Raw genomic sequence first — 26,142 nt, forward strand, 5'->3', positions numbered from 1 at the left:
CGTCTACCTCACGGGCGTCAGGACGTGGGTGGTCAGGGGGTGGTGGCACGCGACAGCGTGCAGGCCGTCAGAGGGTTTCAGTACCGGGACCTCCGTGGCACAGCGCTCGGTCGCCAGGGGGCACCGGGTCCGGAAGTGGCAGCCGCTCGGCGGATCGATGGCCGACGGCAGCTCTCCGCCGAGGCCGGTCGACCGGGCCGCGGCCTCCCGGTTCTTCGCCGACTCCGGCACCGGGATCGCCTTGATCAGCCCGGCCGTGTACGGGTGGCGTGGTGCGCTGTAGACGTCCTCACCGGCTCCGAGCTCGACGAGTCGGCCAAGGTACATCACGCCGATCCGGTCGGCCAGGTACTTCAGCAGCGACAGGTCGTGCGAGATCACGACGTACGTCTGGCCGTATCGCTCCTGCAGCGACCGCATCAGGTTGAGGATCTGCGCCTGGACCGAGACGTCCAGCGCGGACACCGGCTCGTCGGCAACGATCACCTTCGGCCGCAGCGCCAGCGCCCGGGCCATCGCGATCCGCTGCCGCTGGCCACCCGAGAACTCGTGCGGGTACCGCTCCGCCGCCTCGGGTGGCAATCCGACCGCCGCCAGCAGTTCGGCCACGGTACGGCGTCGTTCGCGCCGGGTCCCGACTCCCTGGGCCACCAGCGGTTCCGCGATCAGCGCGGCGACGGTCATCCGCGGATCGAGCGCGGCAGCCGAATCCTGGAACATCATCTGCAGATCACGCCGGCGCTTCCGGAATCCGGTCCGGCTCTGCGCCGACAGGTCCCGGCCGTCGAAGCTGACGGATCCGCTGGTCGGCCGCTCCAGCCCAACCAGCATTCGCCCGAGCGTGGTCTTGCCACAGCCCGACTCCCCGACGATTCCCAGCGTCTCCCCGGCCGCGATGGTCAGCGTCACTCCCGACACCGCCTGCACCGCCCGCGACGGGGCGAAAGGCCGCGTCGACCGCACGCCGAACCGCTTGTGTACGTCGAAGAGCTGCACCAGCGAGTCAGATCCGCGCGGCTCGGCCGCCTCCCGGGCTCTGGCAACCGCGGGTGCGGCCTGGGTGCGTCCTTCGGCCGGATGGAAGCAGGCGTGCAGGTGATCCCCACCGACCAGCGACGGATCAGCGCTGCGGCAGTCGTCCTGCGCGAACGCACACCTTGGAGCGAACCGGCATCCCGGCGCCAGATCGAGCAGCTTCGGCGGGCTGCCGGGAATCGTGGCCAGCTCCGCGTTCCGATCGAGTTCCAGCGTTGGCATCGCGGCGAGCAACGCCTCGGTGTACCGATGCCGCGGCGCCTCGAACAACTCCCGTACGCCGCTCTGCTCGACCACCTGTCCGCCGTACATGACCGCGACCCGGTCGGCGTACTCGGCGATCACCCCCATGTCGTGGGTGATCAGCAGGACGCCCATCGACAGCTGCGACTTCAGGTCGTCGATCAAGGTCAGGATCTGGGCCTGGATCGAGACATCGAGGGCGGTCGTGGGCTCGTCGGCGATCAGCAGCTTCGGATCGCACAGCAGGCCGAGCGCGATCATCACCCGTTGCCGCATCCCGCCGGACAGTTGGTGCGGGTAGTCGTCGAGCCGCTCGCGCGGTCGCGGCATCCCCACCAGTCCGAGCACCTCGGTCGCCCGGGCCGTGGCCGCGGCGCGGCTGCTGTCGACGTGGATCCGGTACGCCTCCCGCAACTGACTGCCGATCGTCCGGACGGGGTTCAGCGAGGTCATCGGGTCCTGGAAGATCATCGCCAGCTCGCTGCCGCGCACCTTGCGCATGGCCGGCTCGTCCAGTTCGGTCAGCTCGCGGCCGTCCAGCCGGATCGAGCCGCCGGTGATCGACCCACCGGGCGGCAGCAGCCTCATGATCGACATCCCGGTCATCGTCTTGCCGGACCCGGACTCCCCCACGACACCGAGAGTCTCCCCCGCCTCGACGGCGAAGCTCACCCCGTCGACAGGACAGATCCGGCCTTGTGCGGTGTCGATCTCGGTCCGCAGCCCGGTCACCTCAAGCAGACTCATGCGCGATGTCACCTCCGTGACGGGACAGCCGGATCGCCAGCCGGCGGAAGCTTCGCCCGAACCTGGCCCCGGCCCGCGGATCCAGCACCCGCATCAGGTGATCGCCGGAGAAGTTCGCGAGCAGGATGGTCGCCATGATCGCGAGCCCGGGAAAGGTCGACAGCCACCAGGCGTCGGCCAGATTGGTCGCACCGGCCGCCAGATCACTCCCCCAGTCCGGCGCCGGCAGCCGGACGCCCAGACCGAGGAAGCTCAAAGTGGTCGCGGTCAGGATGCCCCAGCCGATCGCGCTGCTGCCGAGCACGACCACCTCGGTCAGCAGGTTGGGCAGCAGATGCCGCCACGAGGTGCGCAGCGTGGTGGAACCGAACACCCGCGCCGCCTCGACGTACTCGACCCTGCGGAGCCGGCGGACCGAGGACTCGACCACCCGGGCGAAGCCCGGGGTGAACGCGATCCCGATCGCCAGCACGATGCTGCGGACACCCGACCCGGCGGTGGCGATCAGGATCAACGCGATCAGCAGCACCGGCAGGGCCAGGAACACGTCCACCAGACGCATCACCACGGCGTTGAGCCAGCGCGGCGCCACGCCGCCCAGTACGCCGATCGCGACACCCGCCGCGCTGGCGAGAAGCACCCCCAGGAAACTCGCGACGAGTACCGGACGCGCGCCATACACGGTGCGGCTGTAGACATCCCGGCCGAGCAGGTCCGTACCGAACAGATGGCTGCCGCTGGGGCCCTCGAGGTGCGCGTCACTCGTCGCGACCGGGTCGACGTGAGCCAGCACGCCGGGCGCGACCAGCAAGAGCAGCACCAGCAGGATGGCGAGGCTCAGGGCCGCCCACTTGAGCCGGCTCATGCGGCGGCCTCCTGTCTGGTGCGTGGATCGATGGCGCCGACGATCAGGTCCACGCCGAGATTGATTACGACGTACGCGATCCCGATCACGACCACGGCGCCCTGCACGACCGGGATGTTCTTGCTGGTGATCGAGGTGGCCAGGAAGCTCCCGAGGCCGGCGCGGCCGAAGATCACCTCGGTGATCGCGGCACCGGTCAGGATGTTGCCGAACTGCAGGCCGATCGTGGTGACGGCCGGCACCGAGGAGTTCCGCAGTACCTGCCGCATCAGCACTCGCAGCTCACCGCTGCCGCGCGCCCGGGCGGACTTCACATAGTCGCTGCGCAGCTCGTCGATCACCCGGCCGCGGACGAGTCGGGTCAGGATCGCCGCGTAGCCCCAGCCCAGCGAGACCGCCGGCAGCACGAGGCTCTTGGCCGTACCGTCGTCGATCGCGGACAGCAGGTGCAGCTTGACACTGAACAGCAGCACGAGCAGCAGGGCCAGGAAGAAGTACGGCACCGCGACGCCCGCGAACGAGATCCACCGCGCCACGGTGTCCAGGACCGAACCCGGCCGCATGCCCGCGACCAGTCCCAGCGGTACGCCGACCAGCACGGCCACCAGCATCGAGGCCGCGGTCAGGATCAGCGTGCTCGGTGCCCTGGACAACAACTCGTGGCTGACCGCGGTCTGGGTCAGGAACGACGTACCGAGGTTGCCGTGCACGAGGTTCACGGCGAAATCGGCGTACTGCCGCCACAACGGATCGTCCAGCCCGAGTTGCTGCCGAAGCGTCGCGATCTGCTCCGGTGACGCGTTCGCGCCGTACAGGATCACCTTGGCCGGATCGCCTGGTACGACGTGCACCAGGACGAACGCGATCAGCGTGATGCCGATGACGACCGGGATCGCGGCACCCAGCCGTCGGACGACGAACAGCGTCATCAGCCGAGTGTGGCGCTGTGGAACGCCAGGTAGCCGTTCAGGGTCTGATGCAGGTTCTGCACCTTCGGCGACAGCGTGAACGCCCCGGCCACGTCCCAGAGCGGCAGGTACATCGAGTCCTGCATCAGCTTCGCGCCGACCTGTTCGTACAGCCCATTCCGGGCAGCGTCTGCAGCGGTCGCGTTCGCCTTGGCGATCAGTTTGTCCACCGCAGGGTTGGCGTAGTGCGACCAGTTGAAGCCGGACTGGATCGCGTTGGAGTTGACCCAGATGTTGAGCAGGTAGGGGTCCGCGCCGTAGTACCCGAACGAGCCCAGGTTGTGCGCGCCGGAGTTGAAGCTGGCCTGTGCCGTCGCGAACGGCTGCACGGCGGTGTTCGCACTGAACCCCACCTTCTGCAGCTCCGACACGACGAACTGCGTCGGCAACTCCAGCCCGCCGCCGCTGAACAGGATGATCTCGAGGTTCAGCTTCTTGCCGTTCTTGGTCCGGGTCCCGCCGTCGCCGGCCGTCCAGCCGGCCTGGTCGAGCAGCTTGCCGGCCTTGTCCGGGTCGTAGGAGTAGGTCTTGCTCGCCGCCTCGCTGAAACCGGGCGTGATCGGGGTGAGCACGTTGTGCGCGGGCTTGTAGACGTCGTACAGGACGTCCTTCACGAGCGCGTCCTGGTCGACGGCGTACATGATCGCCTGCCGCACCAGCGGGTCGTCGGTCGGCGATTTGGTCACGTTGATCGGCATGCCCAGCGGCGTACCGATGGAGGGCACCAGCAACTGCTGGAACTTGCCGGACTTCTGCGCCGCGGAGATGTTGTTCGGCGGCAGGTTCATGGCGATCTGCAACTGCCCGCTCTGCAAGGCGTTGTAGCGGCCGCTGTCGTCGGTGACGATCCGGAAGACCAGTTTGTCCAGCTTGGCCGGGCCCTCACCCAGCGCCTTCGGACCCCAGGTGTACTTCGGATTCTTCAGCAGCGTCAGCTGGCTACCGGCCTGGTAGCTCTGGAACGTGAACGGTCCGGTCCCGACCGGATTGTTCCCGTACGCCGTCGGCCCGTACTTCGCCAGCGCGGCCGGCGACGAGATGCCGAAGTTGCCGGCCGCCTGCTGATGCAGGAACGACGCGTTCGGCGCCGTGAAGACGATCTGCACGGTGTAGTCGTCGAGGATCTTGGTCTCCTTGTACGGCCCCAGCGCACCGAGACCGCTCTTGGACTTGGTCTTCGGGTCGACCACATGGTCGTACGTCGCCTTGACCGCCTTCGCGTCGAATGTCGTCCCGTCGTGGAACGTCACGCCCTTGCGCAATTTGAAGGTGTACACCGAGGCGTCGGGCGAGATCGTCCACGACTCCGCCAGGCCCGGGTGGAAGGCGCTGCCACCCTTCCCGTCCGGCAGCCAGTAGACCAGCGGGTCGAACAGCGCGAACGAGATCAGGAGCGTCAGCGCGAGACCGGTGGCGCCTGGGTCGAGGGTGTCGGGGGTGGCATTGATTCCCATCGTCAGCGTGCCGCCACCGGCAGACGACGAGGCCGCGGACGACGTGCTGTCACCGCAGGCCGTGAGCATCGGGCCGAGGCCGATCCCGGCGGCTAGGCCGCCGCCCCAGCCGAGCAGCCGCCGGCGGGAGATCGGAGTGGTGACGTGAGAGGGCGTGAGATCCATGGGGCGTGCTCCTTGGGCAGGCACGACAAGCTGTTCCGTATGTTGTATACGGTGCCTGCTACGCCCATGTTTCGTGACGAACACGAGGTGGTTTCGTCCGGAATATCTGCATCGCGGAGATCGCCTGTAAAACAACAAGGTTGTGGTTCAGCCCGCCGGAGATCCAGAGGAACCGGGGCATTGGCACCGGAAGGACTGCCGTCGCCTGCTGTATACGGACGTGCAGTCAGGCGGGGTCCTGCAACGGCTCGGCCGGCTCGAGATGCGGGCGGAGCGCGTTGCGGACGCTGAGTACGTGATGGCGAGCCGCCGCCTCGGCGAGGTCGGGATCGCCCGCGGCGATCGCGGCGATCAGGCCGTCGTGCTCGCCCCAGGCCGCCGGGTTCTGCAGCGGAGCGCTCTGCCGCAACAACCACTGACCGCGCTTGACCATCGGGATCGCGAGCGCGATCAGGTAGTCGTTACGGGTCAGTTCGAAGATGAGCGAGTGCAGCTCGGTGTGCAGGGTGGACAAGACGTCGAGATCCTGATCCGGGCCGGACTCGCGGACCACGTCGAGAATGGCCCGAGCCCTGGTGATCAAGCCGGTTTCGGGGTCCTCGACCGACGCCGCCAGACGCGCGCCGAGCGGCTCCAGCGCGAGCCGGACCTGGAACAGGTCCTCGGCCTGCTGGGCCGACAGCTTGGCCACGAAGGCACCCCGCCGCGCCGTGACGTCGAGGAATCCCTCGGCCTCGAGCACCCGCATCGCCTCCCGGATCGGGTTGCGGGACACGCCCAGCTGCTGGGCCAGCCGGTCCTCGACCAGGCGCTCGCCCGGTGGCAGCGAGCCGGCCAGGATGAGGCGCCGCAACTCCGCGGCGACCACGTCGCGGAGCGGCCGGTGGCCGTCGCCCACGAGAACCGAGTTCGTGCTCACCCGGTTCATCGTATACGAACGGGTCTTTCGACCGCGGCGCAAGCTAATCTGCGTCAAGAAACGGGGGAGTCGTCATAGCCACGGACACGGACTGCGCGTACCCCGTTCAGGATGACCTTGTGCACCGCGTCCGTACAGCTCGCGCGACGCCGTACGGATCTGATGCACAAAGTCAGCCGTCGCTACCCCGCCGTTGCTCGACGCGGCGCTAGTCGGCCTTCTTCTCCGGCTTGGCGTCGACGCCGGCTTCCTTGCGCTGCTCGGGCGTGATCGGCGCCGGCGCCGCGGTCAGCGGGTCGAAACCGCCGCCGGACTTCGGGAACGCGATCACGTCGCGGATCGACTCGGTGCCGGCCAGCAGCGCGGTGATCCGGTCCCAGCCGAACGCGATCCCGCCGTGCGGCGGCGCACCGAACTTGAACGCGTCGAGCAGGAACCCGAACTTCTCCGAAGCCTCCTCGTCGGACAGCCCCATCACCTTGAAGACCCGCTTCTGTACGTCTTCGCGGTGGATACGGATCGAGCCGCCGCCGATCTCGTTGCCGTTGCAGACGATGTCGTACGCGTACGCCAGCGCCGACCCCGGGTCGGTGTCGAACGTCTCCATCGAGTCCGGCTTCGGCGACGTGAAGGCATGGTGTACGGCGGTCCACGCGCCGGACCCGACCGCGACGTCGCCCGCGGCGGTCGCGTCATCGGCCGGCTCGAACAGCGGCGCGTCGACGACCCACACGAACGACCAGGCGGACTCGTCGATCAGGCCGCCGCGACGGCCGATCTCCAGCCGGGCCGCACCGAGCAGCGCCCGCGACGTCTTCACCGGACCCGCGGCGAAGAAGATGCAGTCACCCGGCTTCGCGCCGACGTGGTCGGCGATGCCCGCGCGCTCCTCCTCGGACAGGTTCTTCGCGACCGGACCAGCGAGCTCGCCGTCCTGACCGACCAGAACGTAGGCCAATCCGCGCGCGCCCCGCTGCTTGGCCCACTCCTGCCACGCGTCCAGCTGCTTGCGCGGCTGGTCGGCGCCACCCGGCATCACGACCGCACCGACGTACGGCGCCTGGAACACGCGGAACGGGGTGTTCTTGAAGTACTCCGTGCACTCGACGAGCTCGAGGCCCATCCGCAGATCCGGCTTGTCGGAGCCGAACCGCGCCATCGCCTCGCCGTACGTCATCCGCGGGATCGGCGTCTGCACGTCGTACCCGACGAGCTTCCAGAGCGCGGTGAGGATCTCCTCGGACAGCGCGATGATGTCGTCCTGGTCGACGAAGCTCATCTCGATGTCCAGCTGGGTGAACTCCGGCTGGCGGTCGGCGCGGAAGTCCTCGTCGCGGTAGCAGCGGGCGATCTGGTAGTACCGCTCCATACCGGCCACCATCAGCAGCTGCTTGAACAGCTGCGGCGACTGCGGCAGCGCGTACCAGCTGCCCGGCTGCAGGCGGGCCGGGACCAGGAAGTCACGGGCGCCTTCCGGCGTCGACTTCGTCAGCGTCGGCGTCTCGAGCTCGACGAAATCGTGCTTGGCCAGCACCTCACGCGCGGCCTTGTTCACCTCGCTGCGCAGACGCAGCGCCGAACCCGGGCCCTGGCGGCGCAGATCCAGGTACCGGTACTTGAGCCGGATCTCCTCGTTCACCGGCGTCGCGTGGTGCTCCTCGACCGGGAACGGCAGCGGCGCCGCCTCGTTCAGCACCTCGACCTCGGTGGCGATCACCTCGATCTCGCCGGTCGGCAGGTTCGGGTTCGCGTTGCCCTCCGGGCGCGGCGAGACCTCGCCGACGATCTTCAGGCAGTACTCCGAACGCAGGCCGTGCGCGGCGTCCTCGTCGCGGATCACGACCTGGACGGTGCCGGTCGAGTCACGCAGGTCGATGAACGCCACGCCGCCGTGATCGCGTCGCCGCGCCACCCAGCCCGCCAGGATCACGGTTTGGCCGGCGTTCTCCGCGCGCAACGAGCCTGCGGAATGGGTACGGATCACGAGTTCTCCCTCTGCGATTCAATACTGTGCGTGTTGATGCTTGGTCGTAGGTCGTGTGCGGGCGGGGCCCAAGTGGCAGCATCCGCCGGCACCTGCTCGCCGCTCCGGATGTCCTTCACCTCAGGCCCGTTCTCGGTGCTGAACCAGACGAACGGGATCCCCCGCCGATCCGCGAACTTGATCTGCTTCCCGAACTTGGCGGCAGCCGGCGCCACCTCGACGGCAATCCCCCTGGCGCGCAGCTGAATCGCGGTCCGCATAGCCTCCGCCCTGTCCTCTTCAGAGTTCAGTGCGATCAGCAGAGCCGTCGGCGTACGACGACTCGCCGTCAGCAGACCCTTCGAGATCAACCGGTGCACCAGCCGCGACACCCCGATCGAGATACCCACGCCGGGGTACGTCGTCTTGCCGTCGGACGCCAGCGAGTCGTACCGCCCACCGGAGCAGATCGACCCGTAGCCCTCGTCACCGATCAGCTGGGTCTCGTAGACCGTGCCGGTGTAGTAGTCGAGGCCGCGCGCGATCTTCAGGTCCGCGACCAGCAGCCCCGGTGCGTGCTCGTTCGCCGCCGTCATGATCTGCGACAGCCGCTCGAGCCCCTCGTCGAGAACCTCGTGCTGCACGCCCAACGCCCGTACCTGATCCGCGAACGAAGCGTCCGTCGAAGAGATCTCCGCCAGCCGAAGTACCTGCTTGGCCGTCTCCGCGGACAGGCCGGCCGCGGTCAGCAGGTCGGTCACCTTGTCCGGGCCGATCTTGTCCAGCTTGTCGACGATCCGGAGCGTTCCGGTGATGTCCTCGATGCCGAGGCCGCGGTAGAAACCCTCCGGGATCTGCCGGGTGTTCACCTGGATCCGGAACGGCGGGATCGGCAGCTTGCGGAACGCGTCCGCGATCACCAGCGGCAGCTCGACCTCGTAGTGGAACGGCAGCTCGCCGCTGTCGATGATGTCGATGTCCGCCTGCGTGAACTCGCGGTACCGGCCCTCCTGCGGGCGTTCACCGCGCCACACCTTCTGGATCTGGTAGCGCCGGAACGGGAACACCAGCTTGCCGCTGTGCTCCAGCACGTACCGCGCGAACGGCACGGTCAGGTCGAAGTGCAGGCCGAGGGCCGCGTCCTCGTCCGCGCCGGCCGCGAGCCGCCGTACGCCGTAGATCTCCTTGTCGGCGTCCTCGCCCTGGTTGGACAGCCGCTCGACCGGCTCGACCGCACGGGTCTCGATCGACGCGAAACCGTGCAGCTCGAACGTCTCCCGGATGGTGTCGAGAAACTCCAGCTCGACGATCCGGTCTGCGGGCAAGAATTCGGGGAACCCACTCAGCGGGGTCACCTTGCTCATAGTGTTGGAATCTCCAGGTCCTGCAAGTAGGGGTTGGTCGCCTTCTCCCGGCCGATCGTGGTCTGGCCACCATGACCCGGCAGGACGACGATCTCGTCGCGCATCGGCAGGATCTTGGTGGCCAACGTATGCAGCATCGCCGGATGGTCGCCGCCAGGCAGATCCGTCCGGCCGATCGACCCGGCGAACAACACGTCACCGGAGAAAAGAACGGCAGGTACCTCTTCGGGCCCGTCGTACGGCGTGGTGAAGGTGACCGACCCGCGGGTGTGGCCCGGGGTGTGGTCGACGGTGAACCGCAGCCCCGCCAGCTCGAGCGCCTGCCCGTCCTTCAGCTCCGCCACCTCGTCGGGCTCGGCGAAGGTGTGGTCGCCGCCGAGCAGCATCCGCGCCGTCTCCGGGCTGATCCCGGCCATCGGGTCGGCGAGCAGGTGCCGGTCGTCCGGGTGGATCCAGGCGGTCGCGTCGTACGTCCCGCAGACCGGGAGAACCGAGAACATGTGGTCGATGTGACCGTGCGTGAGCAGCACGGCGACGGGCTTCAGCTTGTTCTCCCGGACCACCTGCTCGACGCCGTCGGTCGCGTCCTGACCGGGGTCGACGACGATGCACTCCGCGCCCTGGCCGGTGGCGACGACGTAGCAGTTCGTACCCCACGACCCCGCGGGGAACCCGGCGATGAGCACGACAGACCTTCCTGGAACAGGGTTCGGGACCCACCAAGGCTACCCGGGTTGTTCGGGGTACTTCGAACCGGATTGTGATGCAACCCCGTTGCGCCTGAGCTGGGAGTTTGTGATTGTTCAGGGATAGGCCTTCGCAGGCCGAAGACTTGAGCGTCGAGAAGGCAGCTCGACGCGCCCAGGCGGGCCCTGTCCGCGCGGTTGGACCGGGGACTGACCAGAATGGGCACGAGCGCAGTGCATACCGCCGGAAGGGGCGAGTTGTGGCCGGAGAGAACTGGGGCCGGGTAGCCGAGGACGGAACGGTCTTCGTACGGACGAAGGACGGTGAACGGGCGGTCGGCCAGTGGCCGGACGCGAAACCCGAGGAAGCCCTCGCCTTCTACACCCGCCGGTACGACGCGCTGGCCTTCGAGGTGGAGCTGCTGGAGCAGCGGGTCCAGGCCGGCACGGTGTCCCCCGACGACGCCCGCGCCGCGGTCAAGAAGGTCACCGGCTCGATCGAGGACGCCCAGGCCGTCGGCGACCTCGACGGTCTGCTGACCCGCCTCGAAGCCCTCACCCCTCTGGTCGCGCAGCAGCGTGAACGGCGCAAGGCCGAACGGGCCGCCAAGGTCGAGGAGGCGCGCTCCGCCAAGACCAAGATCGCCACCGAGGCCGAGACCATCGCGGCCGGCACCGACTGGCGGCACGGCGTGACCCGGCTGCGCGAACTGCTCGACGAGTGGAAGGCACTCCCCCGGCTCGACAAGTCCAGCGACGACGAGCTCTGGCACCGGTTCTCCTCCGCGCGTACGACGTACACGCGACACCGCAAGCAGCACTTCGCCGAGCTGTCCTCCAAGCGCGAAGAGGCCGCCGTGGTGAAGGAGCGGCTCGCGGCCGAGGCCGAGACGCTCGCGTCGTCGAACGACTGGGGCCCGACGTCCGGGCGCTTCCGGGACCTGATGCGGCAGTGGAAGGCCGCCGGGCCGGCACCGCGCGAGGTCGACGACAAACTGTGGGCGCGGTTCCGCGCCGCGCAGGACCTGTTCTTCGGCGCGCGGGACGCCGTACAGGCCGAGGAGAACGCCGAGCAGGTGGAGAACCTGCAGGCCAAAGAAGCGCTGCTCGTCGAGATCGAGACCATCGTGCCGGTGTCGGACGCGAAGTCGGCGCGCGAGCAACTGCGTGAGTACCTGGACCGCTGGGACCAGATCGGCAAGATCCCGCGGGACTCCATGCGCGCCGTCGACGGCCGCCTCCGCGCCGTCGAACAGGCCGTGAAGGCCGCCGAGGACGAGGTCTGGAACCGCAGCAACCCCGAGGCCCGCGCCCGCGCCGAGGCAACCGTCAAGCAACTCCAGTCCCTGATCGCAGACCTGGAGAAGCAGGCCGCCAAACACGAGTCCCAAGGCAACGCCCGCAAGGCCAACGAGGCCCGAGAAGCCATCGCCGCCCGCCGAGAATGGCTGACCCAAGCCCAAAACGCCCTCACCGACTTCAGCTGACCCCAACCCTGTGGACAACTTTCCGCAGGAAATGTCGTCTTCAGCGATGCTTGACGGATGTTTCCTGCTGACCTGCCGCTGTACTTCTGCGGCATCCCGTTTCGTGCGTATCAGGTAGGGCGCAAGCTCCAATGGTTACTCGCGCGCGGCGAGATCCGGCAGTTGATCGGCGACGTGTACGCCGATGTGCGGGTGCCGGACACCATTGCGCTGAGAGCCGACGCGCTGCGTCTCGTCGTACCGCCTGACGCGACTGTGAGCGGTCGGGCGGCCGCCTGGTTGCACGGCATCGACACCACCGCGCTCGCCCCGGACTCCTTTCGTCCCCAATGGACTTTCACCGATCGCCCCAACGTGGAGGTCCACGGGCTGAGGGTCACCACTCCGGCTGCGACAGCAGTCGAGTTGGCTACACACCTTCCGCGGCCGTTCGCGTTGTCGGCAGTGGATGCGCTGCTTCATGCAGGCATGCCGATGAACGACCTCATGACTGCGTCGGCTGCCTATTTCGCGCAGGACAGCATGTCGCAGCCGGCCCAGCTCCTACGGATCGCCGACGGGCGCGCCGAGTCCCCGGGCGAATCCTGGCTCCGACTCCGACTGTTCGACGCCCGATTCCCCCGCCCCGAACTCCAGGTCCGAGTCGAAGGCAACGGCCGAACCTACCGCCTGGACCTGGGCTACCCGGACCAGCCGATCGACGGTCGGCGCCTGGGCTTGGAGTACGACAGCGACCAGTGGCACTCCTCAACCAAGCAACAACTGAAAGACGAAACCCGCCGTACCGAACTGGACGCCCTGGGCTGGCACATCATCTCAGTACGCCGAACCGACCTCTGGGGCTCCTACCCAGCCTTGGAACTGGCGGTCGGCGGATTCCTTTGTCAGGAGCCTCGGCTGCCGCGGCGCTGGGGACCCAACTTCGTACGATGGTTGGATGCGCCAGGCCAGCCTGTATCGGAGCGATTTGTTCCTGATCGATGACATCGACAAGTACGAGCGAGCGATCGGTCTGCAGCCTGATCCGGAACGGACAGGGCTCCGCGAGCACCGGCACGACATCAGCTGGGGCGTGTCGACGTACGAAACCAATCCGACGGCCGCCCCCAAACCGGTCTGGGGAGCAAGACCCACCCGAACCACACACCCGAATCAGCCTGTAACACTCCCCAAACCACCGGAATCGGCCGCAGGCTCCATCTTTGAGAAGCCACCGACCATCATCGGGCCGCGAGAATGGTCGGTGGCTTCTCAAAGATACGATCCGCGGGGCGATCCGCTCCGACTGGGGAGTGTTACAGGCTGGTTCGGGTGGGTCTTGCTCCCCAGACCCGAATAGCGGGGCCTTGGCGGCGCTAATGCTGGGCACACCACCCACCAACAATCTATGTCACGGACTTCAGAAGTCGGACAACATCGGCTCAAGGTTCGGACTCGCCACCGACACGGCCTACCAAGTAGCCGCGTACTTCCGACTCAGGATCCCTAGCTCATCCGGGAAAGGCATTCGCTCCTGCTCGCAACCACCCGGCTCGCCGCACCAGTGGATTAGTGCGGCGAACCGGGCAGCGCCGGCGGGGGCATGGTGCTCTGGTGGCAGCCAGTCCGGTGCGGCGGGGTCATTCCAGGAGTCAGTCGTTGTAGCGGGTCTTGAGGGCGTGGCGGCGGGCGAGTAGCAGGAGGGCGAGTCCGAGGACGCCACCGGAGGTGGTGATCAGTAGGAGGTGGGTGTTGGCGGGCGTGACCGCAGCGGCGGCGGTTGTCGAGCTGGTGGGGTCGTAGCCGCCGGCCATGCCGATGTCGTTGTAGTGGGTGCCGGGGAGTTTGTCGGAGTAGCGGCGGGAGACGAGGTCCTGGTAGGCGGTGACGGTGATCGGTCGGGTGCCGATCGACTTGATGGCCGACTGGTTCAGCGGTCGCACCTGCGTGCCGGAGAGGGCGTACCAAGCGCCGACCTGAGGCTCGGTGAACACGAGTGCACCCGCAGCGGCCGACACCATCCGCGACTCGGTGTTGCCAGAGGCCACGTTGACGGCATGCCAGGCGCCGTTCGCGTCCGGAGTGGTGAAGACGGTCAAGGTCCGTCCGCCTTGCGCCGCAGTGGTTGCGGCGTACCAGAAGGTCGCGACCGGCGCCGACGCATCACGTACGAAAGCAGGGTTGAGCGCGTAGATCGGCTGCGTGTCCCGCGCGACGCTCACCGCGGCCTTCGCTGTACCTCCGGCCTTGCTCAACAAGCTGAGCGCCTCGGATGAACGCGCGGCGTTAGTTGCCTTGGACAACTCGGTCGGTGCGACCGGTTGCGGACCCGCCGCACCGGCCAGACCGGCCGCAGCAAAGGTGAATCCGAGACCGGCAGCGAGTACGGCGGCGCAGCGGAGCAGGACGTTCTTCGGGCGGCGCATGTCAGGCTCCGATCCGGTACAGGGAATGTGTCCAGGTGAACTGCGAGTTGGACCGGTACCAGTTGTAGGTCGAGTAGTTGTAGCGCGGGTCGTCCGGCCACGGGTTGTAGTACTCGAGGGTCGAGTCGGAGGCGTCGTACCCGATGATGTCCATCATGTGACCGCCGCCCGAGGTCCAGCCGATCCGCGTCATCACCGGGCGCCCGGCGGCGATCTCGGTGACGAGCGTGTTGAAGGTGAGCGTGGACGAGACGTAGCTGCCGGCGCTGATCCCGAGCGCCCGGAACGCGTTCTGGTCGTTGCCGAGGGTGGCCTGGTTGTTCGGGCAGGTGCCGTTCATCGAGTAGCCGAAGGCAAGGTTGCAGAACTGGTTCTGCGAGTACGTGCGGCCGTAGAACGCGGCGATGCTGTTGCCGCTCGCGGCCCAGCACCAGTTCGACTTCTGCTGGGACTGGCCGGACACGTTGAGGTAGTAGCTGCTGGGCGCGGCCGAGGCCGGCGGGGCGAGCGGTGCCAGCGTCACCAGACCGAGGATCGTGGCCAAGAGCAACGACCAGCTGCGACTAGGCTTAGGGCGGAGCCTGCGCATGAGTCCTCCTTCAAGAGGTACTACGGGGTGGGCGGAGTCCATCGTCGGGACGCGACCACGGCGCGGCAAGAACTCGGATCCGGGGTGTGAACGGCAACGGCGCGTGAACGATGCGTGACGAGGCAGTGTCAGCGGGTGCTGTGAATGTTTACACTGCTGCCCTGAAGGAGTGTGCGCCCATGATCAAGCCGATCGAAGTCCGTGCGGTGACTCCGGAAGCGTCGTTCGCGGACGCGCTGCGGCAGGCGATCGCCCGCCGCGGGCTGGCACTCAACCGGATCCGGACCCATCTCGCCGACCGCGGGCTGCACGTCGGGGTCGCGACACTCAGCACCTGGCAGAGCGGCCGCCGCGTTCCACGCGAGGACTCGCTGGCGATCGTGGCGGCGCTCGAAGAACTCCTGCAGGTCCCACCCGGCTGGCTGACGGGGCGGATCCCTCCGGCGCGGACCGAGCCGGACACGACGCCGCAGCCGTACGCCGTTGTCGACTACGCCGAGGCGCTCACCCGGCTGCTCGACCGGCTCCGCCGCGACGCCCACGGCAGGCTGCGCAACGTGACTGTTCTCGAAGAGGTCCGGCTGGGCGCGGATCGGAGCGCGCACTGCCGGCGGGTGATTCAGAGCGTGGTCGCCGTACAGCCGGTGGATCGGCTGATCATCGCGCACCAGGGCGAGCCGGGCTGCGACGCGGAGCAGCTCACCTTGCAGGCGGTGAGTGGTTGCCGTACCGGCCGGATCGCCCGCTCCCCCGAGGCTGGCGCGATGCTCGGGGAGCTGCTGCTCGACCGGGTCCTTGCTGTCGGCGAGACGGCCGTCGTGCGCTACGAGATCGAGGACCGCACCGGGCTGCCGGCGACGGAGTACCAGCGATTCAGCGAGTGGGGCGGGATGCATTATGTGCTGGAGGTGCAGTTCGACCGCGCCGCGCTGCCGGTCCGCGTCCACGAGATCCGCCGCCGCCACACCTCCGGCCCGAACCTCCTCCACCGCGACCTCATGCTCACGTCCGACGGCCGAGTCCACGTCATCGAATCCTCCGCCGACCCCGGCACCGTAGGAATCACCTGGGAATGGGACTAGCAACCGCGAGGGGATATCCGCCCGTGTTGGGGGTTCTCCCGTCTCACACCAACGGAGAACCCCCAACACCAAGGGTTATCCACGCGCGCGAGGGGCGGGGGCGGGATGGGTTAGGTGCTGAAGCCGGCGTGGATGTGGTCGTGGTGGGTTTGGTCGGAGAAGTACGCCGTACCGGAGAGTTGGTAGGGGCCGCCAACGTTGTAGGAGCCCAGGGACTCGGTCGCGCGCATGTACGCCGTGATGAGTGCGCGGGACGTTGACGGCGACACGACCGGGTGGCCGTCGATCTGCCATGTGTCGAACGCCCGGCCGCGGGGGTGATCGCTCGGGCGGTCGGTGCCGAACACGTTGGTCGGGTGACCGGAGCGGATCACGCTGACCCCGATCCGGTAGGTCTTCGCGAGCTCGAGCATCGTGGTGAGCACGCTGTCGTGTACCTGTCCCGAGCGGATGTCTGCAGCGGACGCGGGCGGCAGCAGGATCTGCTTGCTGGCCAGCACCTGCTGCGCGGCCGCCGACAGGCTCGCAACCGGCGCTCCGGGTTGAGCGGGGTGAGTCGCTGTCACGCGCCAGGTCCCTTGCGACGACTTGCTCAGCCGTACGTCGACCGTCGTACCGCCGCTGATCACACGGTACTGTCTGATCGAGTACACGCGGCACGGCACCAGCACGCTGGCCGAGTCGCTCAAGATGCCGCCGTACTGCGCGTCGATCACCTCGATCACAGCCGGTGTTTCGGTCGGCTGCAGCAACTTCACCACCGCCGCCACCGCCAGCCGCTTCACCTCCGGCTGGATCTCCCCCGGCCCCGCCACCCAACTCCGCACAGAGGGCAGCACAACCGCGGGTGTAGTCGTAGCAGGCGGCGGGCTGGACGGGCCTGATGGAGCAGGAGTTGGCGTAGTCGGGGGCGAGCTCGGTTGATTCTGAGCTGACGAATCGCTGCACCCGGCCAGCAACCCAACACCTGCGACCAGAAACGCGCGACGCCCAACACGGCTCATACCCGCAGTGTCCCCGGCCCCACAAACAGCCGGCAGGACCTACTGGGTGACGCGGTAGACGTCGAAGACGCCTTCTACTGAGCGGACTGCCTTCAGTACGTGGCCTAGGTGGGTTGGGTCGCCCATTTCGAAGGTGAAGCGGGACTTTGCGATGCGGTCGCGGGTTGTGGTGAGGGCTGCGGACAGGATGTTCACGTGGTAGTCCGACAGGACGCGGGTGATGTCCGACAGCAGGCGAGCCCGGTCCAGTGCCTCGACCTGGATCGCGACCAAGAACACGGACTGCGCCGTCGGCGCCCACTCGACCTCGACGATGCGCTCGGGCTGGGTCTTCAGGTTCTCCACGTTCGCGCAGTCGGCCCGGTGCACCGAGACGCCCGCGCCGCGGGTGATCCAGCCGATGATCTCGTCACCCGGCACCGGCGTACAGCACCGGGCGAGCTTCGACAGTACGTCGGTCGCGCCCTTGACGATGACGCCGGCGTCGCCGCGCGCGGTCCGCTTCCGCCGCTCCTTGGTGGCCGGCAGCCGCATGCCCTCGGCAAGGTCCTCGGCCGCGCCCTCCTCGCCACCATACGTCTCGATGAGTCGCCGTACGACGGCCTGCGCGCTCACGTGCTGCTCGCCGACCGCGGCGTACAGACCGGTGACGTCCGGATACCGCAGGGAGTTCGCGACCGCGGTCAGGGTCTCGTGCGACAGCAGGCGCTGCAGCGGCAGACCCTCCTTGCGGAGCTGCTTCGCGATCGCGTCCTTGCCGTGCTCGATCGCCTCGTCGCGGCGCTCCTTGGAGAACCAGTGCTTGATCTTGTTCCGCGCACGCGGGCTCTTGACGAACGTGAGCCAGTCCCGCGACGGACCCGCACCCTGCGCCTTCGAGGTGAAGACCTCGACGACGTCACCGTTCTCGAGGGTGCTCTCCAATGGCACCAGGCGACCGTTGACGCGGGCACCAATACAGCGGTGGCCGACCTCGGTGTGTACGGCGTACGCGAAGTCGACCGGCGACGACCCGGTCGGCAGCGACATCACGTCGCCGCGCGGGGTGAAGACGTAGACCTCGGTGTTGTTGATCTCGAAGCGCAGCGAGTCGAGGAACTCCGACGGGTCGGAGGTCTCCCGCTGCCAGTCGACGAGCTGCCGCACCCACGGCATGTCGTTCGGCCCGCCGATTTCGGTGCTCGGCGCGTCCGCCACGACGGAGGTCGGGTCCTCCTTGTACTTCCAGTGCGCGGCGATGCCGTACTCCGCGCGGCGGTGCATGGAGAACGACCGGATCTGCAGCTCCACCGGCTTGCCCTGCGGCCCGATCACCGTGGTGTGCAGCGACTGGTACATGTTGAACTTCGGCATCGCGATGTAGTCCTTGAACCGGCCGGGGACCGGGTTCCACCGCGCGTGCATGATGCCGAGGGCGGCGTAGCAGTCCCGGACCGACTCGACCAGGACCCGGATGCCGACCAGGTCATAGATGTCACCGAACTCGCGGCCGCGGACGATCATCTTCTGGTAGATCGAGTAGTAGTGCTTCGGACGGCCGGTGACGGTGGCCTTCACCTTGGCGAGACGCAGGTCCTCGTGGACCTGGTCGATCACGGTCGCCAGATACTCATCGCGGGACGGTGCGCGCTCGGCGACCAGCCGGACGATCTCGTCGTACACCTTCGGGTGCAGGGTCGAGAACGCCAGGTCCTCGAGCTCCCACTTGATCGTGTTCATACCGAGCCGGTGCGCCAGCGGGGCGTAGATCTCCAGCGTCTCGCGGGCGATCCGCTCCTGCTTCTCCTGGCGCAGCGAGCCCAGCGTGCGCATGTTGTGCAGCCGGTCGGACAGCTTGATGACCAGCACCCGGATGTCCTTGGACATCGCGACGACCATCTTGCGGATGGTCTCGGCCTGCGCGGACTCGCCGTACCGCACCTTGTCGAGCTTGGTGACGCCGTCGACCAGCATGGCGATCTCTTCGCCGAAGTCGCGAGTCAGGTCCGCCACCGTGTACGGCGTGTCCTCGACGGTGTCGTGGAGCAGCGCGGCGCACAGCGTGGTCGCGGTCATACCGAGCTCGGCGAGGATGGTGGCGACGGCGAGCGGATGCGTGATGTACGCATCGCCGCTCTTGCGCATCTGGCCGGTGTGGTACTTCTCCGCGGTCCGGTAGGCGCGCTCGATCATGCCGAGATCGGCCTTCGGGTGGGTCGCGCGGACCACCCGGAACAGCGGCTCGAGCATCGGCGCCCGATTCGGGTGCCTTGTGCCGCCGAGGCGGGCGAGCCGGGCGCGGACCCGGGCCGGCGCGATCCGCGGCGGCTGGGTCGCAGGCGGCGGCGACACGGGAGCCGGGCGCACCGGTGACGGCGCGCGCGGCGGCTCCTGCGGTACGGCGTTCTCGACCGCAGATGTCATCGCCGGGTCTTCGCCCACGTTGTGTCCCTCCGCCGACAGAGCACCAGTCTAGAGGTCCGCGTGCAACGAGGCAGAACCGCCTGTGGACAACACGCCGGGTCACCTTCCGGCGACGGAGAGTTTGCCCGAATTCAGACCGTGATTCAGACCGTGGTTCAGGCAGCGATTCAGACAGTGACGAGGGCGGTGACGGCTTCGCCTTCGAGGCGTTTGCGGCCCGGGAGGAACGACAGCTCCAGCAACACCGCCGTACCGAGAACCTCGGCGCCGCAGCGGCGGATCAGTCGCAGGCAGGCCTCGACCGTGCCGCCGGTGGCCAGGACGTCGTCGATGACGAGGACGCGGTCACCGGGCGCGAACGCGTCCTGGTGCACCTCGATCGTCGCCTCGCCGTACTCCAGCGCGTACGACTCCTCGTACGTCGCCGCCGGCAGCTTCCCCTTCTTCCGCACCGGCACGAACCCGGCGCCGAGCGCGAGCGCGACCGGTGCCGCCAGGATGAACCCGCGCGCCTCGATCCCGACCACCTTGTCGACGACCGGCCGACCGTCGTCGTCCTTCCCGACTGCCGCCAGCGCCTCCACGACCTGGCCGAAGCCCGTGTGGTCGGCCAGCAGCGGGGTGATGTCCTTGAACACCACCCCCGCCTGCGGGTAGTCCGGAATGTCGCGGATACCGTCCGTGAGCACCTGCTCGAGCGACCGCATCACTTACCGCGCTTCGAGCGCGGCTTGCGCGTCGGCTGCGGACGCCCGGCGGACGCCGCCTTCATCGGCCGCGACGACGGCGTCGGAGCCGACCCGGTCGCCCGGTCAGCCTTCCGCGGTGTGTCCTGTACGTCGGAACGCGCCGCCGCACCGGCCGTCGCCACGCCCACCGGAGCGGCCGCAGCGGCAGCGACCTGCGCCTTCTTCGCGCTCACCCGCTTGTTCAGCGCCTGCATGCCCGGCTCGCGCTCCTTGAAGACCGCGAGCAGCGACGGAGCGATGAAGATCGAGGAGTACGCACCGACGGCGATACCGACGAACAGCGCCAGCGACAGGTCCTTGAGCGGGCCGGTGCCGAGGACCGCCGTACCGACGACCAGGATCGCGCCCACCGGCAGCAGCGCGGTGACCGTGGTGTTGATCGACCGGACCACGGTCTGGTTGACGGCGAGGTTGGTCGCGTCCGAGTAGGTGTAGCGGTTCGACCCGGTGATGCCGCGGGTGTTCTCCCGGACCTTGTCGAACACCACGACGGTGTCGTACAGCGAGTAACCGAGGATCGTCAGTACGCCGATGACCGTGGCCGGCGTGACGTCGAAGCCGATCAGCGCGTACACACCGACCGTGATCGTGACGTCGTGGATCAGCGCGATGATCGCGGCCATCGACGCCTTGGCTTCCCGGAAGTACATCCAGATCACCGCGAACACCGCGAACAGGAAGACGACCAGCGCGAGGATGGCCTTGTCGGCGATCTGCTTGCCCCAGGACGCGCCGATCTGCTGCGAGGTGACCTGCGCGGCCGGGACGCCGGCCTGTTTGGCGATCGCGGCGCGCACCGTGCCGATGTCGGTCTGGTCCAGCGGCTTGGTCTGGACCCGGACCTTGTCGTTGTTGATCGTGGTGACGACCGGGTCGCCGAGGTTCTTGGCGTTGGTCGCCTTCACGGCGTCGCCGAAGTCCTGCACGGTGTTGCTCGTGACCTTGACCTTGGCCTCGTACTCGACACCGCCCTTGAACTCGATCCCGAGCGCCAGCCCGCGGACGAACAGGCCGCCCAGCGAGATGATGACCAGGACCGCCGAGAGGCTGAACCAGAACTTGCGGTGGCCGATGAAGTCGTAGGACACCTCACCGCGGTGCAGCTTGGCACCGATTTCTCCGAGCTTCGACATCAGACCTCCCCTCCGACCGGCTTGCGCGTCGACGGCGTCTTCCGCGGCCGGGCCGACGCTTTCGCCTGCCCGGGCAGTCGTTCGACGCCCAGATGCTCCGGATCCAGTCCGGACAGCTTGTGCCCGTGGCCGAAGAAGTCGGTCCGGGCCAGCAGCGTGACCATCGGCTTGGTGAACAGGAACACCACGACCAGGTCGATCAGCGTGGTCAGGCCGAGTGTGAACGCGAAGCCGCGGACGCTGCCGATCGCCAGCACGTACAGCACCAGCGCGGCGAGCAGCGAGATCGAGTCGGCGGCGATGATCGTGTGCTTGGCGCGGGCCCAGCCGGTCTCCACCGAGGAGCGCAGGCTGCGGCCTTCACGGACCTCGTCGCGGAGTCGTTCGAAGTAGATGATGAACGAGTCCGCGGTGATACCGACGGCCACGATCAGACCGGCGATACCGGCCAGCGTCAGCGTGAACCCGATCGCCTTGCCCAGCAGGATCACCAGGGTTCCGGTGAGTACGCCGGCGGCCGCGAGCGAGAACACCACGACGATGCCGAGGCCGCGGTAGTACAGGAAGCAGAACACGACGACCAGCGCCAGACCGGCGAGACCGGCCCAGATACCGGCGGAGAGCTGGTCGCCACCGAGCTGCGGCGACACGGTCTCGACCGAGGAGATGTCGAACTTCACCGGCAGCGCGCCGTACTTCAGCACGTTCGCCAGGTCGCGGGCCTCGGCCTCGGTGAACGTACCGGTGATCTGCGCCTGGCCGCCCGGGATCGGGCTGTCCACGCTCGGGGTCGAGATGGTCTCGCCGTCGAGCACGATCGCGAACAGGTTCTGGCCCTGGCCGCGCTTCGAGATGGCCGTGGTCGCCTTGAAGAACTTGTCGCCACCCTCGCCGGTGAACTTCAGGTTCACCTGCCACGCCAGGCCGTTCTGCGGGATGGCCGCGGAGGCGTCCGACAGGTCGGTGCCGTTCAGGATCGCCGGGCCGAGCAGGTACTTGTAGGTGCCCTGGCGGTCGCAGGAGAAGATCGCCTTGGTCGGGTCGTCGACCTGCTTGTCACCGCACTTGTACGTCGCGAACGCCGCCTGCGTGGCCGCATCCGGCGTGTAGTTCAGCCCGTCTCCCCCAGCGGCCGGCGCCGACGGCGTCGCACTCGGGGTCGCACTCGGCTTCGGCGTCGTACTGGCCTTCGGGGTCGGCGTCGGCGTCGCCCCACCGAGTGCGCTCGACCAGGCCCGGCCCTTCGGCGTGGTGCTGGCCGGAGTGCTCGGCTTGATCGTGGCGCTCGGCTTCGGCGTCGTACTGGCCTTGGGTGTGGTGCTCGGCTTCGGCGTCGTCGACGGGGTCGGCGTCGGAGTGGCCTGCGGTACGGCGGCGTCCGCGCTGTACACGATCCGGAAGTAGAGCAGCGCGGTCTGACCGACCTGCGACACCAGGGATTCCTTCGTGGCGCCCGGGACGGCCACGTTGATGTGGTTCGCCCCGGAGGTGGTGATGTCGGACTCGCCGACACCCGCACCGTTAACCCGCTGGCCGATGATGTTCTTCGCCTCGTTCAGCTGGTCGGCGGTCACCTTGCCGTTGCCGTCGAGCGTGTTGGCGGTCAGCGTGATGGTGGTGCCGCCCCGCAGGTCCAGCCCGAGCTTGGGCTTCCAGGTCTTGGTCAGCGCCATGATCCCGAACAGCAGAACCACGATCACCAGCAAGCCGATCAGGCTCCGCCCGGGGCGGGATGTCGAAGTCGTTGCCACGTCAGTTTCAACCTTTGTACTTCTGGGCGCGCCGCACCGTCAGGTGGACGCCGAACGCCGCGCCGCAGGCCGTTGGGACGGAAAAATCAGTTCTCGGTGTGCGTCGGCGGCAGCTTCGGCGTGTCCTGGACCTTGCCGTCGGCCTTGTCACCGGCCTTACCCGCGTCCGGTACGTCGACCTTCGCCGCGTCGTCGTCCGCGTCGGCGGTGTCGGTGGTGTCGGTGGCCTGGGCGGTCTCGTCGGACGCGGTGGCCTCGGCCTCGTCGGCGGCGGCATCGGAGGCGTCCTCGTCCGGGATCACCCGGCCGACCGCGGCCTTGACGACCTGGACCAGTACGCCCTCGGAGATCTCCAGCGTCACGTACTCGTCGTCGGTCTCCTCGACGATGCCGACCAGGCCGCTGGTGGTGACCACCTTGGTGCCCGGTGTGAGTGCGGCTACGGTCTGTGCCTGGCGCTCACGCTGCTTGCGCTGGGAGCGGCTCATGAACCAGATCATTCCGACGATCAGGATCAGCGGCAGCAGCAGCGTGATGCCGCCACCCCCGGAGGAGGCCATCGGTACGGCGAGGAGTTGCATCGGGTCTCAGAATCCTTCGTCGGGTCGGGTTGTAAGGCGTGCACCGCGCAAGTGCGCAGGTCACGGCGGAAGACCTGGAGGTCAGGCCACCGGGGAGTCTAACGCCGCGCGTCAACAACTGCCGCATGACGCCGGGTCACGTTTGAATTACTCACTACTGGTCGCTATGTAGTGTCTACGTTCCGGCACCGGCGGAGGTTCCCCGGCGAACCTTGTGTTCAGTTGAGGTTGAACTCCTTCAGTCATCGTCGGAGTCGAAGAGCGTGTCCGCGAACGTCGCACCCTTCGGGACCTTGAGCCCGATGTGCCGCCAGGCCGCGGGCGTGGCGACCCGACCACGCGGCGTACGGGCCAGGTAGCCCGACCGGACCAGGAACGGTTCGGCCACTTCCTCCACGGTCTCACGTTCCTCGCCGACCGCAACCGCCAACGTCGAAAGACCGACCGGACCGCCCCCGAATCGGCGGCACAACGCGTCCAGGACCGACCGATCCAGCCGGTCGAGGCCCATCTTGTCCACCTCGTACAGATCCAGGGCCGCCTTCGACAGGGCGAGCGTGACGATGCCGTCCGCACGCACCTCGGCGAAGTCGCGGACCCGGCGGAGCAGCCGGTTCGCGATCCGCGGCGTACCGCGGGAACGGGACGCGATCTCGGTGGCCGCCTCCGGGGTGATGTCGACCTCGAGCAGCGCGGCCGACCGGTTCACGATCTTCTCCAGCTCGGCCGCCTCGTAGAACTCCAGGTGACCGGTGAACCCGAACCGGTCCCGCAGCGGCCCCGGCAGCAGACCGGCCCGCGTGGTCGCGCCGACCAGGGTGAACGGCGGGATCTCGAGCGGGATCGCGGTCGCACCCGGTCCCTTGCCGACGATCACGTCGACCCGGAAGTCCTCCATCGCCATGTAGAGCAGCTCTTCCGCGGGCCGCGACATCCGATGGATCTCGTCCAGGAACAGGACTTCGCCCTCGCTCAGCCCGGACAGGATCGCGGCCAGGTCGCCGGCGTGCTGGATCGCGGGCCCGCTGGTCACCCGCAGCGGAGCGGACATCTCGCTGGCGATGATCATCGCGAGCGTGGTCTTGCCGAGCCCGGGCGGTCCGGACAGCAGCACGTGGTCCGGCGTACGGTTGCGGCCGCGAGCCGCGTGCAGCACCAGCTCGAGCTGCTCGCTGACCCGGCGCTGACCGCCGAACTCGGCGAGCGTGCGCGGCCGCAGCGCGGACTCGATCTTGCGTTCCTCGAGGTCCACCGCGTCGGCGGAGACCAACGGCCGCACGTTGTTGTCTTCCATCGCCTACGCCTTGGAGAGCACGCGCAGCGCGGCCCGGAGCAGGTCGGGAACGGACGGGTTCGGGTTGTCGGCGGCGAGCGGCGACACGGCCGTGACCGCGTCCTCGGCGTCGCGGGCAGACCAGCCGAGACCGACCAGACCGGCGTGCACCTGGTCGCGCCATGCCTCGTGCGCCTGCAGCGGCCGGCCGGTCACCGTCCTGGACGGCGCCCCGATCTTGTCCTTCAGCTCGAGCACGATCCGCTGCGCACCCTTCTTCCCGATGCCCGGAACCTTCACCAGTACGGCGAGATCCTCGGTCGCGACCGCCTGCCGCAACTGGTCCGGGCTCAGCACCGCAAGCGCGGCCTGGGCGAGCCTCGGCCCGACACCGGACGCGGTCTGCAGCAGTTCGAAGAGGTTCTTCGCGTCGTCGTCGGCGAATCCGTACAGCGTCAGCGAGTCCTCACGGACCACCATCGACGTGGCGATCCGCGCCTCCTGCCCCGGGCGCAAACCGGCCAGCGTGCCCGGGTCGCAGTACACCTGCAGACCGATCCCGCCGACCTCGACCACGGCACTGTCCAATCCAATGGCCGCCACTGGTCCACGTACAAAGGCGATCATCGCCAGCCTCCAATGTCCATGCTCACCGCTTGCCCTGCTGGGCCGCCACAGCGGCCCGCAGTCTCGCCATCTGCAGCCGTGACTGCGCCTGCGCCGCCGCCTCCAGGTTCGCCCGGCTGGTGGCGGCTTCCTGCAGTTTGCTCGCCACGCCACCTCGCCAGACCTGGCAGATGGCCAGCGCCAGCGCGTCGGCGGCGTCCGCGGGCGTCGGACGCTCGCTCAGCTTGAGGATCCGGGTCACCATCGTGGTCACCTGCTCCTTGTCCGCGCGGCCGGATCCGGTGACCGCGGCCTTCACCTCACTGGGCGTGTGCAGGGCGACCGGCAGTCCGCGACGGGCCGCGACCACCATCGCGACGCCCGAGGCCTGCGCAGTCCCCATCACCGTCCGGACGTTGTGCTGCGCGAACACCCGCTCGACCGCGACCGCGTCCGGCTGGTGCCGGGCGATCCACGCGTCGAGCTCTTCCTCGATCATCACGAGCCGCTTGGAGACGTCCAGGTCGGCCGGCGTCCGGATCACCCCGACGGCGACCAGCACCGGCGGCTTCCCCGGTGTCCCCTCGACGACGCCGAGGCCGCACCGGGTCAGTCCCGGGTCGACGCCGAGCACCCGCATGACCACCTCCGAACGTTTGTTCGACAACCC

The 26,142-nt window shown here is 68.2% G+C and carries 22 protein-coding genes; 3 read left to right on the forward strand and 19 right to left on the reverse strand.

What is annotated here, in order from left to right; genetic code table 11:
• Positions 1-3: 3 nt before the first annotated feature.
• From ACWF0M_RS11550 to ACWF0M_RS11585, 8 genes are all read right to left on the reverse strand, one after another.
• Entirely contained in the window at positions 4-2,025 is a 2,022-nt protein-coding gene (locus ACWF0M_RS11550; RefSeq protein WP_452235554.1) for a dipeptide ABC transporter ATP-binding protein, read from the reverse strand.
• Positions 2,012-2,890 carry an ABC transporter permease gene (locus ACWF0M_RS11555; protein WP_452235555.1) on the reverse strand — a complete coding sequence of 293 codons (879 nt, stop codon included), beginning with the start codon at positions 2,888-2,890 and terminating at the stop codon, positions 2,012-2,014. The genes ACWF0M_RS11550 and ACWF0M_RS11555 overlap by 14 nt, the downstream gene beginning before the upstream one ends.
• Positions 2,887-3,819, reverse strand: coding sequence for an ABC transporter permease (locus ACWF0M_RS11560; protein ID WP_452235556.1), 933 nt, complete (start codon positions 3,817-3,819; stop codon positions 2,887-2,889). The genes ACWF0M_RS11555 and ACWF0M_RS11560 overlap by 4 nt, the downstream gene beginning before the upstream one ends.
• Complete coding sequence (locus ACWF0M_RS11565; RefSeq protein ID WP_452235557.1) at positions 3,819-5,477, reverse strand: ABC transporter substrate-binding protein; 1,659 nt, start codon at positions 5,475-5,477, stop codon at positions 3,819-3,821. The genes ACWF0M_RS11560 and ACWF0M_RS11565 overlap by 1 nt, the downstream gene beginning before the upstream one ends.
• A 226-nt stretch (positions 5,478-5,703) precedes the next feature.
• On the reverse strand, positions 5,704-6,396 hold the full coding sequence (locus ACWF0M_RS11570; RefSeq protein WP_452235558.1) for a GntR family transcriptional regulator: 693 nt from the start codon (positions 6,394-6,396) through the stop codon (positions 5,704-5,706).
• A gap of 208 nt (positions 6,397-6,604) precedes the next feature.
• Positions 6,605-8,380 (reverse strand): aspartate--tRNA ligase, encoded by a 1,776-nt coding sequence (gene aspS, locus ACWF0M_RS11575; protein WP_452235559.1) that lies wholly within the window; start codon positions 8,378-8,380, stop codon positions 6,605-6,607.
• On the reverse strand, positions 8,377-9,723 hold the full coding sequence (gene hisS / locus ACWF0M_RS11580; protein ID WP_452235560.1) for a histidine--tRNA ligase: 1,347 nt from the start codon (positions 9,721-9,723) through the stop codon (positions 8,377-8,379). Before hisS ends, aspS begins: the two co-directional genes overlap by 4 nt.
• Entirely contained in the window at positions 9,720-10,409 is a 690-nt protein-coding gene (locus tag ACWF0M_RS11585) for an MBL fold metallo-hydrolase (RefSeq protein WP_452235561.1), read from the reverse strand. The genes hisS and ACWF0M_RS11585 overlap by 4 nt, the downstream gene beginning before the upstream one ends.
• 260 nt (positions 10,410-10,669) lie before the next feature.
• On the opposite strand from ACWF0M_RS11585, the gene ACWF0M_RS11590 reads away from it, so the two are divergent.
• Both ACWF0M_RS11590 and ACWF0M_RS11595 read left to right on the forward strand, forming a co-directional pair.
• A complete protein-coding gene (locus ACWF0M_RS11590; RefSeq protein ID WP_452235562.1) occupies positions 10,670-11,896 on the forward strand; it encodes a DUF349 domain-containing protein in 1,227 nt (408 codons plus the stop codon).
• Positions 11,897-11,953: 57 nt separating this feature from the next.
• Positions 11,954-12,880 carry a hypothetical protein gene (locus ACWF0M_RS11595; RefSeq protein WP_452235563.1) on the forward strand — a complete coding sequence of 309 codons (927 nt, stop codon included), beginning with the start codon at positions 11,954-11,956 and terminating at the stop codon, positions 12,878-12,880.
• 647 nt (positions 12,881-13,527) lie between these two features.
• Here the strand turns inward: ACWF0M_RS11595 and ACWF0M_RS11600 are convergent.
• A complete protein-coding gene (locus tag ACWF0M_RS11600) occupies positions 13,528-14,301 on the reverse strand; it encodes a hypothetical protein (protein WP_452235564.1) in 774 nt (257 codons plus the stop codon).
• Position 14,302: 1 nt separating this feature from the next.
• Positions 14,303-14,890: a papain-like cysteine protease family protein gene (locus tag ACWF0M_RS11605; protein WP_452235565.1), complete on the reverse strand. Its 588-nt coding sequence runs from the start codon at positions 14,888-14,890 to the stop codon at positions 14,303-14,305.
• Positions 14,891-15,069: 179 nt separating this feature from the next.
• Between ACWF0M_RS11605 and ACWF0M_RS11610 the strand changes: the two genes are divergently transcribed.
• Positions 15,070-15,972, forward strand: a complete 903-nt coding sequence (locus tag ACWF0M_RS11610; protein WP_452235566.1) for a hypothetical protein — start codon at positions 15,070-15,072, stop codon at positions 15,970-15,972.
• 110 nt (positions 15,973-16,082) lie between these two features.
• Here ACWF0M_RS11610 and ACWF0M_RS11615 read toward each other — a convergent pair whose 3' ends face one another.
• The 9 genes from ACWF0M_RS11615 to ruvC all read right to left on the reverse strand — a co-directional run bounded on the left by ACWF0M_RS11615 (position 16,083) and on the right by ruvC (position 26,112).
• The gene (locus ACWF0M_RS11615) at positions 16,083-16,799 is read right to left on the reverse strand and encodes a hypothetical protein (protein ID WP_452235567.1); all 717 of its coding nucleotides are present in this window, start codon (positions 16,797-16,799) and stop codon (positions 16,083-16,085) included.
• 216 nt (positions 16,800-17,015) lie between these two features.
• Entirely contained in the window at positions 17,016-19,205 is a 2,190-nt protein-coding gene (locus ACWF0M_RS11620; RefSeq protein ID WP_452235836.1) for a RelA/SpoT family protein, read from the reverse strand.
• A 341-nt stretch (positions 19,206-19,546) separates the two neighbouring features.
• Entirely contained in the window at positions 19,547-20,086 is a 540-nt protein-coding gene (locus tag ACWF0M_RS11625) for an adenine phosphoribosyltransferase (protein WP_452235568.1), read from the reverse strand.
• Positions 20,086-21,261, reverse strand: a complete 1,176-nt coding sequence (secF, locus tag ACWF0M_RS11630) for a protein translocase subunit SecF (RefSeq protein ID WP_452235569.1) — start codon at positions 21,259-21,261, stop codon at positions 20,086-20,088. Before secF ends, ACWF0M_RS11625 begins: the two co-directional genes overlap by 1 nt.
• Positions 21,261-23,012, reverse strand: a complete 1,752-nt coding sequence (gene secD / locus ACWF0M_RS11635) for a protein translocase subunit SecD (RefSeq protein ID WP_452235570.1) — start codon at positions 23,010-23,012, stop codon at positions 21,261-21,263. The genes secF and secD overlap by 1 nt, the downstream gene beginning before the upstream one ends.
• Positions 23,013-23,098: 86 nt before the next feature.
• Complete coding sequence (gene yajC, locus ACWF0M_RS11640) at positions 23,099-23,593, reverse strand: preprotein translocase subunit YajC (RefSeq protein ID WP_452235571.1); 495 nt, start codon at positions 23,591-23,593, stop codon at positions 23,099-23,101.
• A gap of 238 nt (positions 23,594-23,831) precedes the next feature.
• Positions 23,832-24,887: a Holliday junction branch migration DNA helicase RuvB gene (gene ruvB / locus ACWF0M_RS11645; protein WP_452235572.1), complete on the reverse strand. Its 1,056-nt coding sequence runs from the start codon at positions 24,885-24,887 to the stop codon at positions 23,832-23,834.
• Between the two features lie 3 nt (positions 24,888-24,890).
• A complete protein-coding gene (gene ruvA, locus ACWF0M_RS11650; protein ID WP_452235573.1) occupies positions 24,891-25,493 on the reverse strand; it encodes a Holliday junction branch migration protein RuvA in 603 nt (200 codons plus the stop codon).
• Positions 25,494-25,515: 22 nt separating this feature from the next.
• Complete coding sequence (ruvC, locus tag ACWF0M_RS11655) at positions 25,516-26,112, reverse strand: crossover junction endodeoxyribonuclease RuvC (RefSeq protein ID WP_452235574.1); 597 nt, start codon at positions 26,110-26,112, stop codon at positions 25,516-25,518.
• Between the last annotated feature and the right edge of the window lie 30 nt (positions 26,113-26,142).

Source organism: Kribbella sp. NPDC055110 (assembly GCF_053607525.1).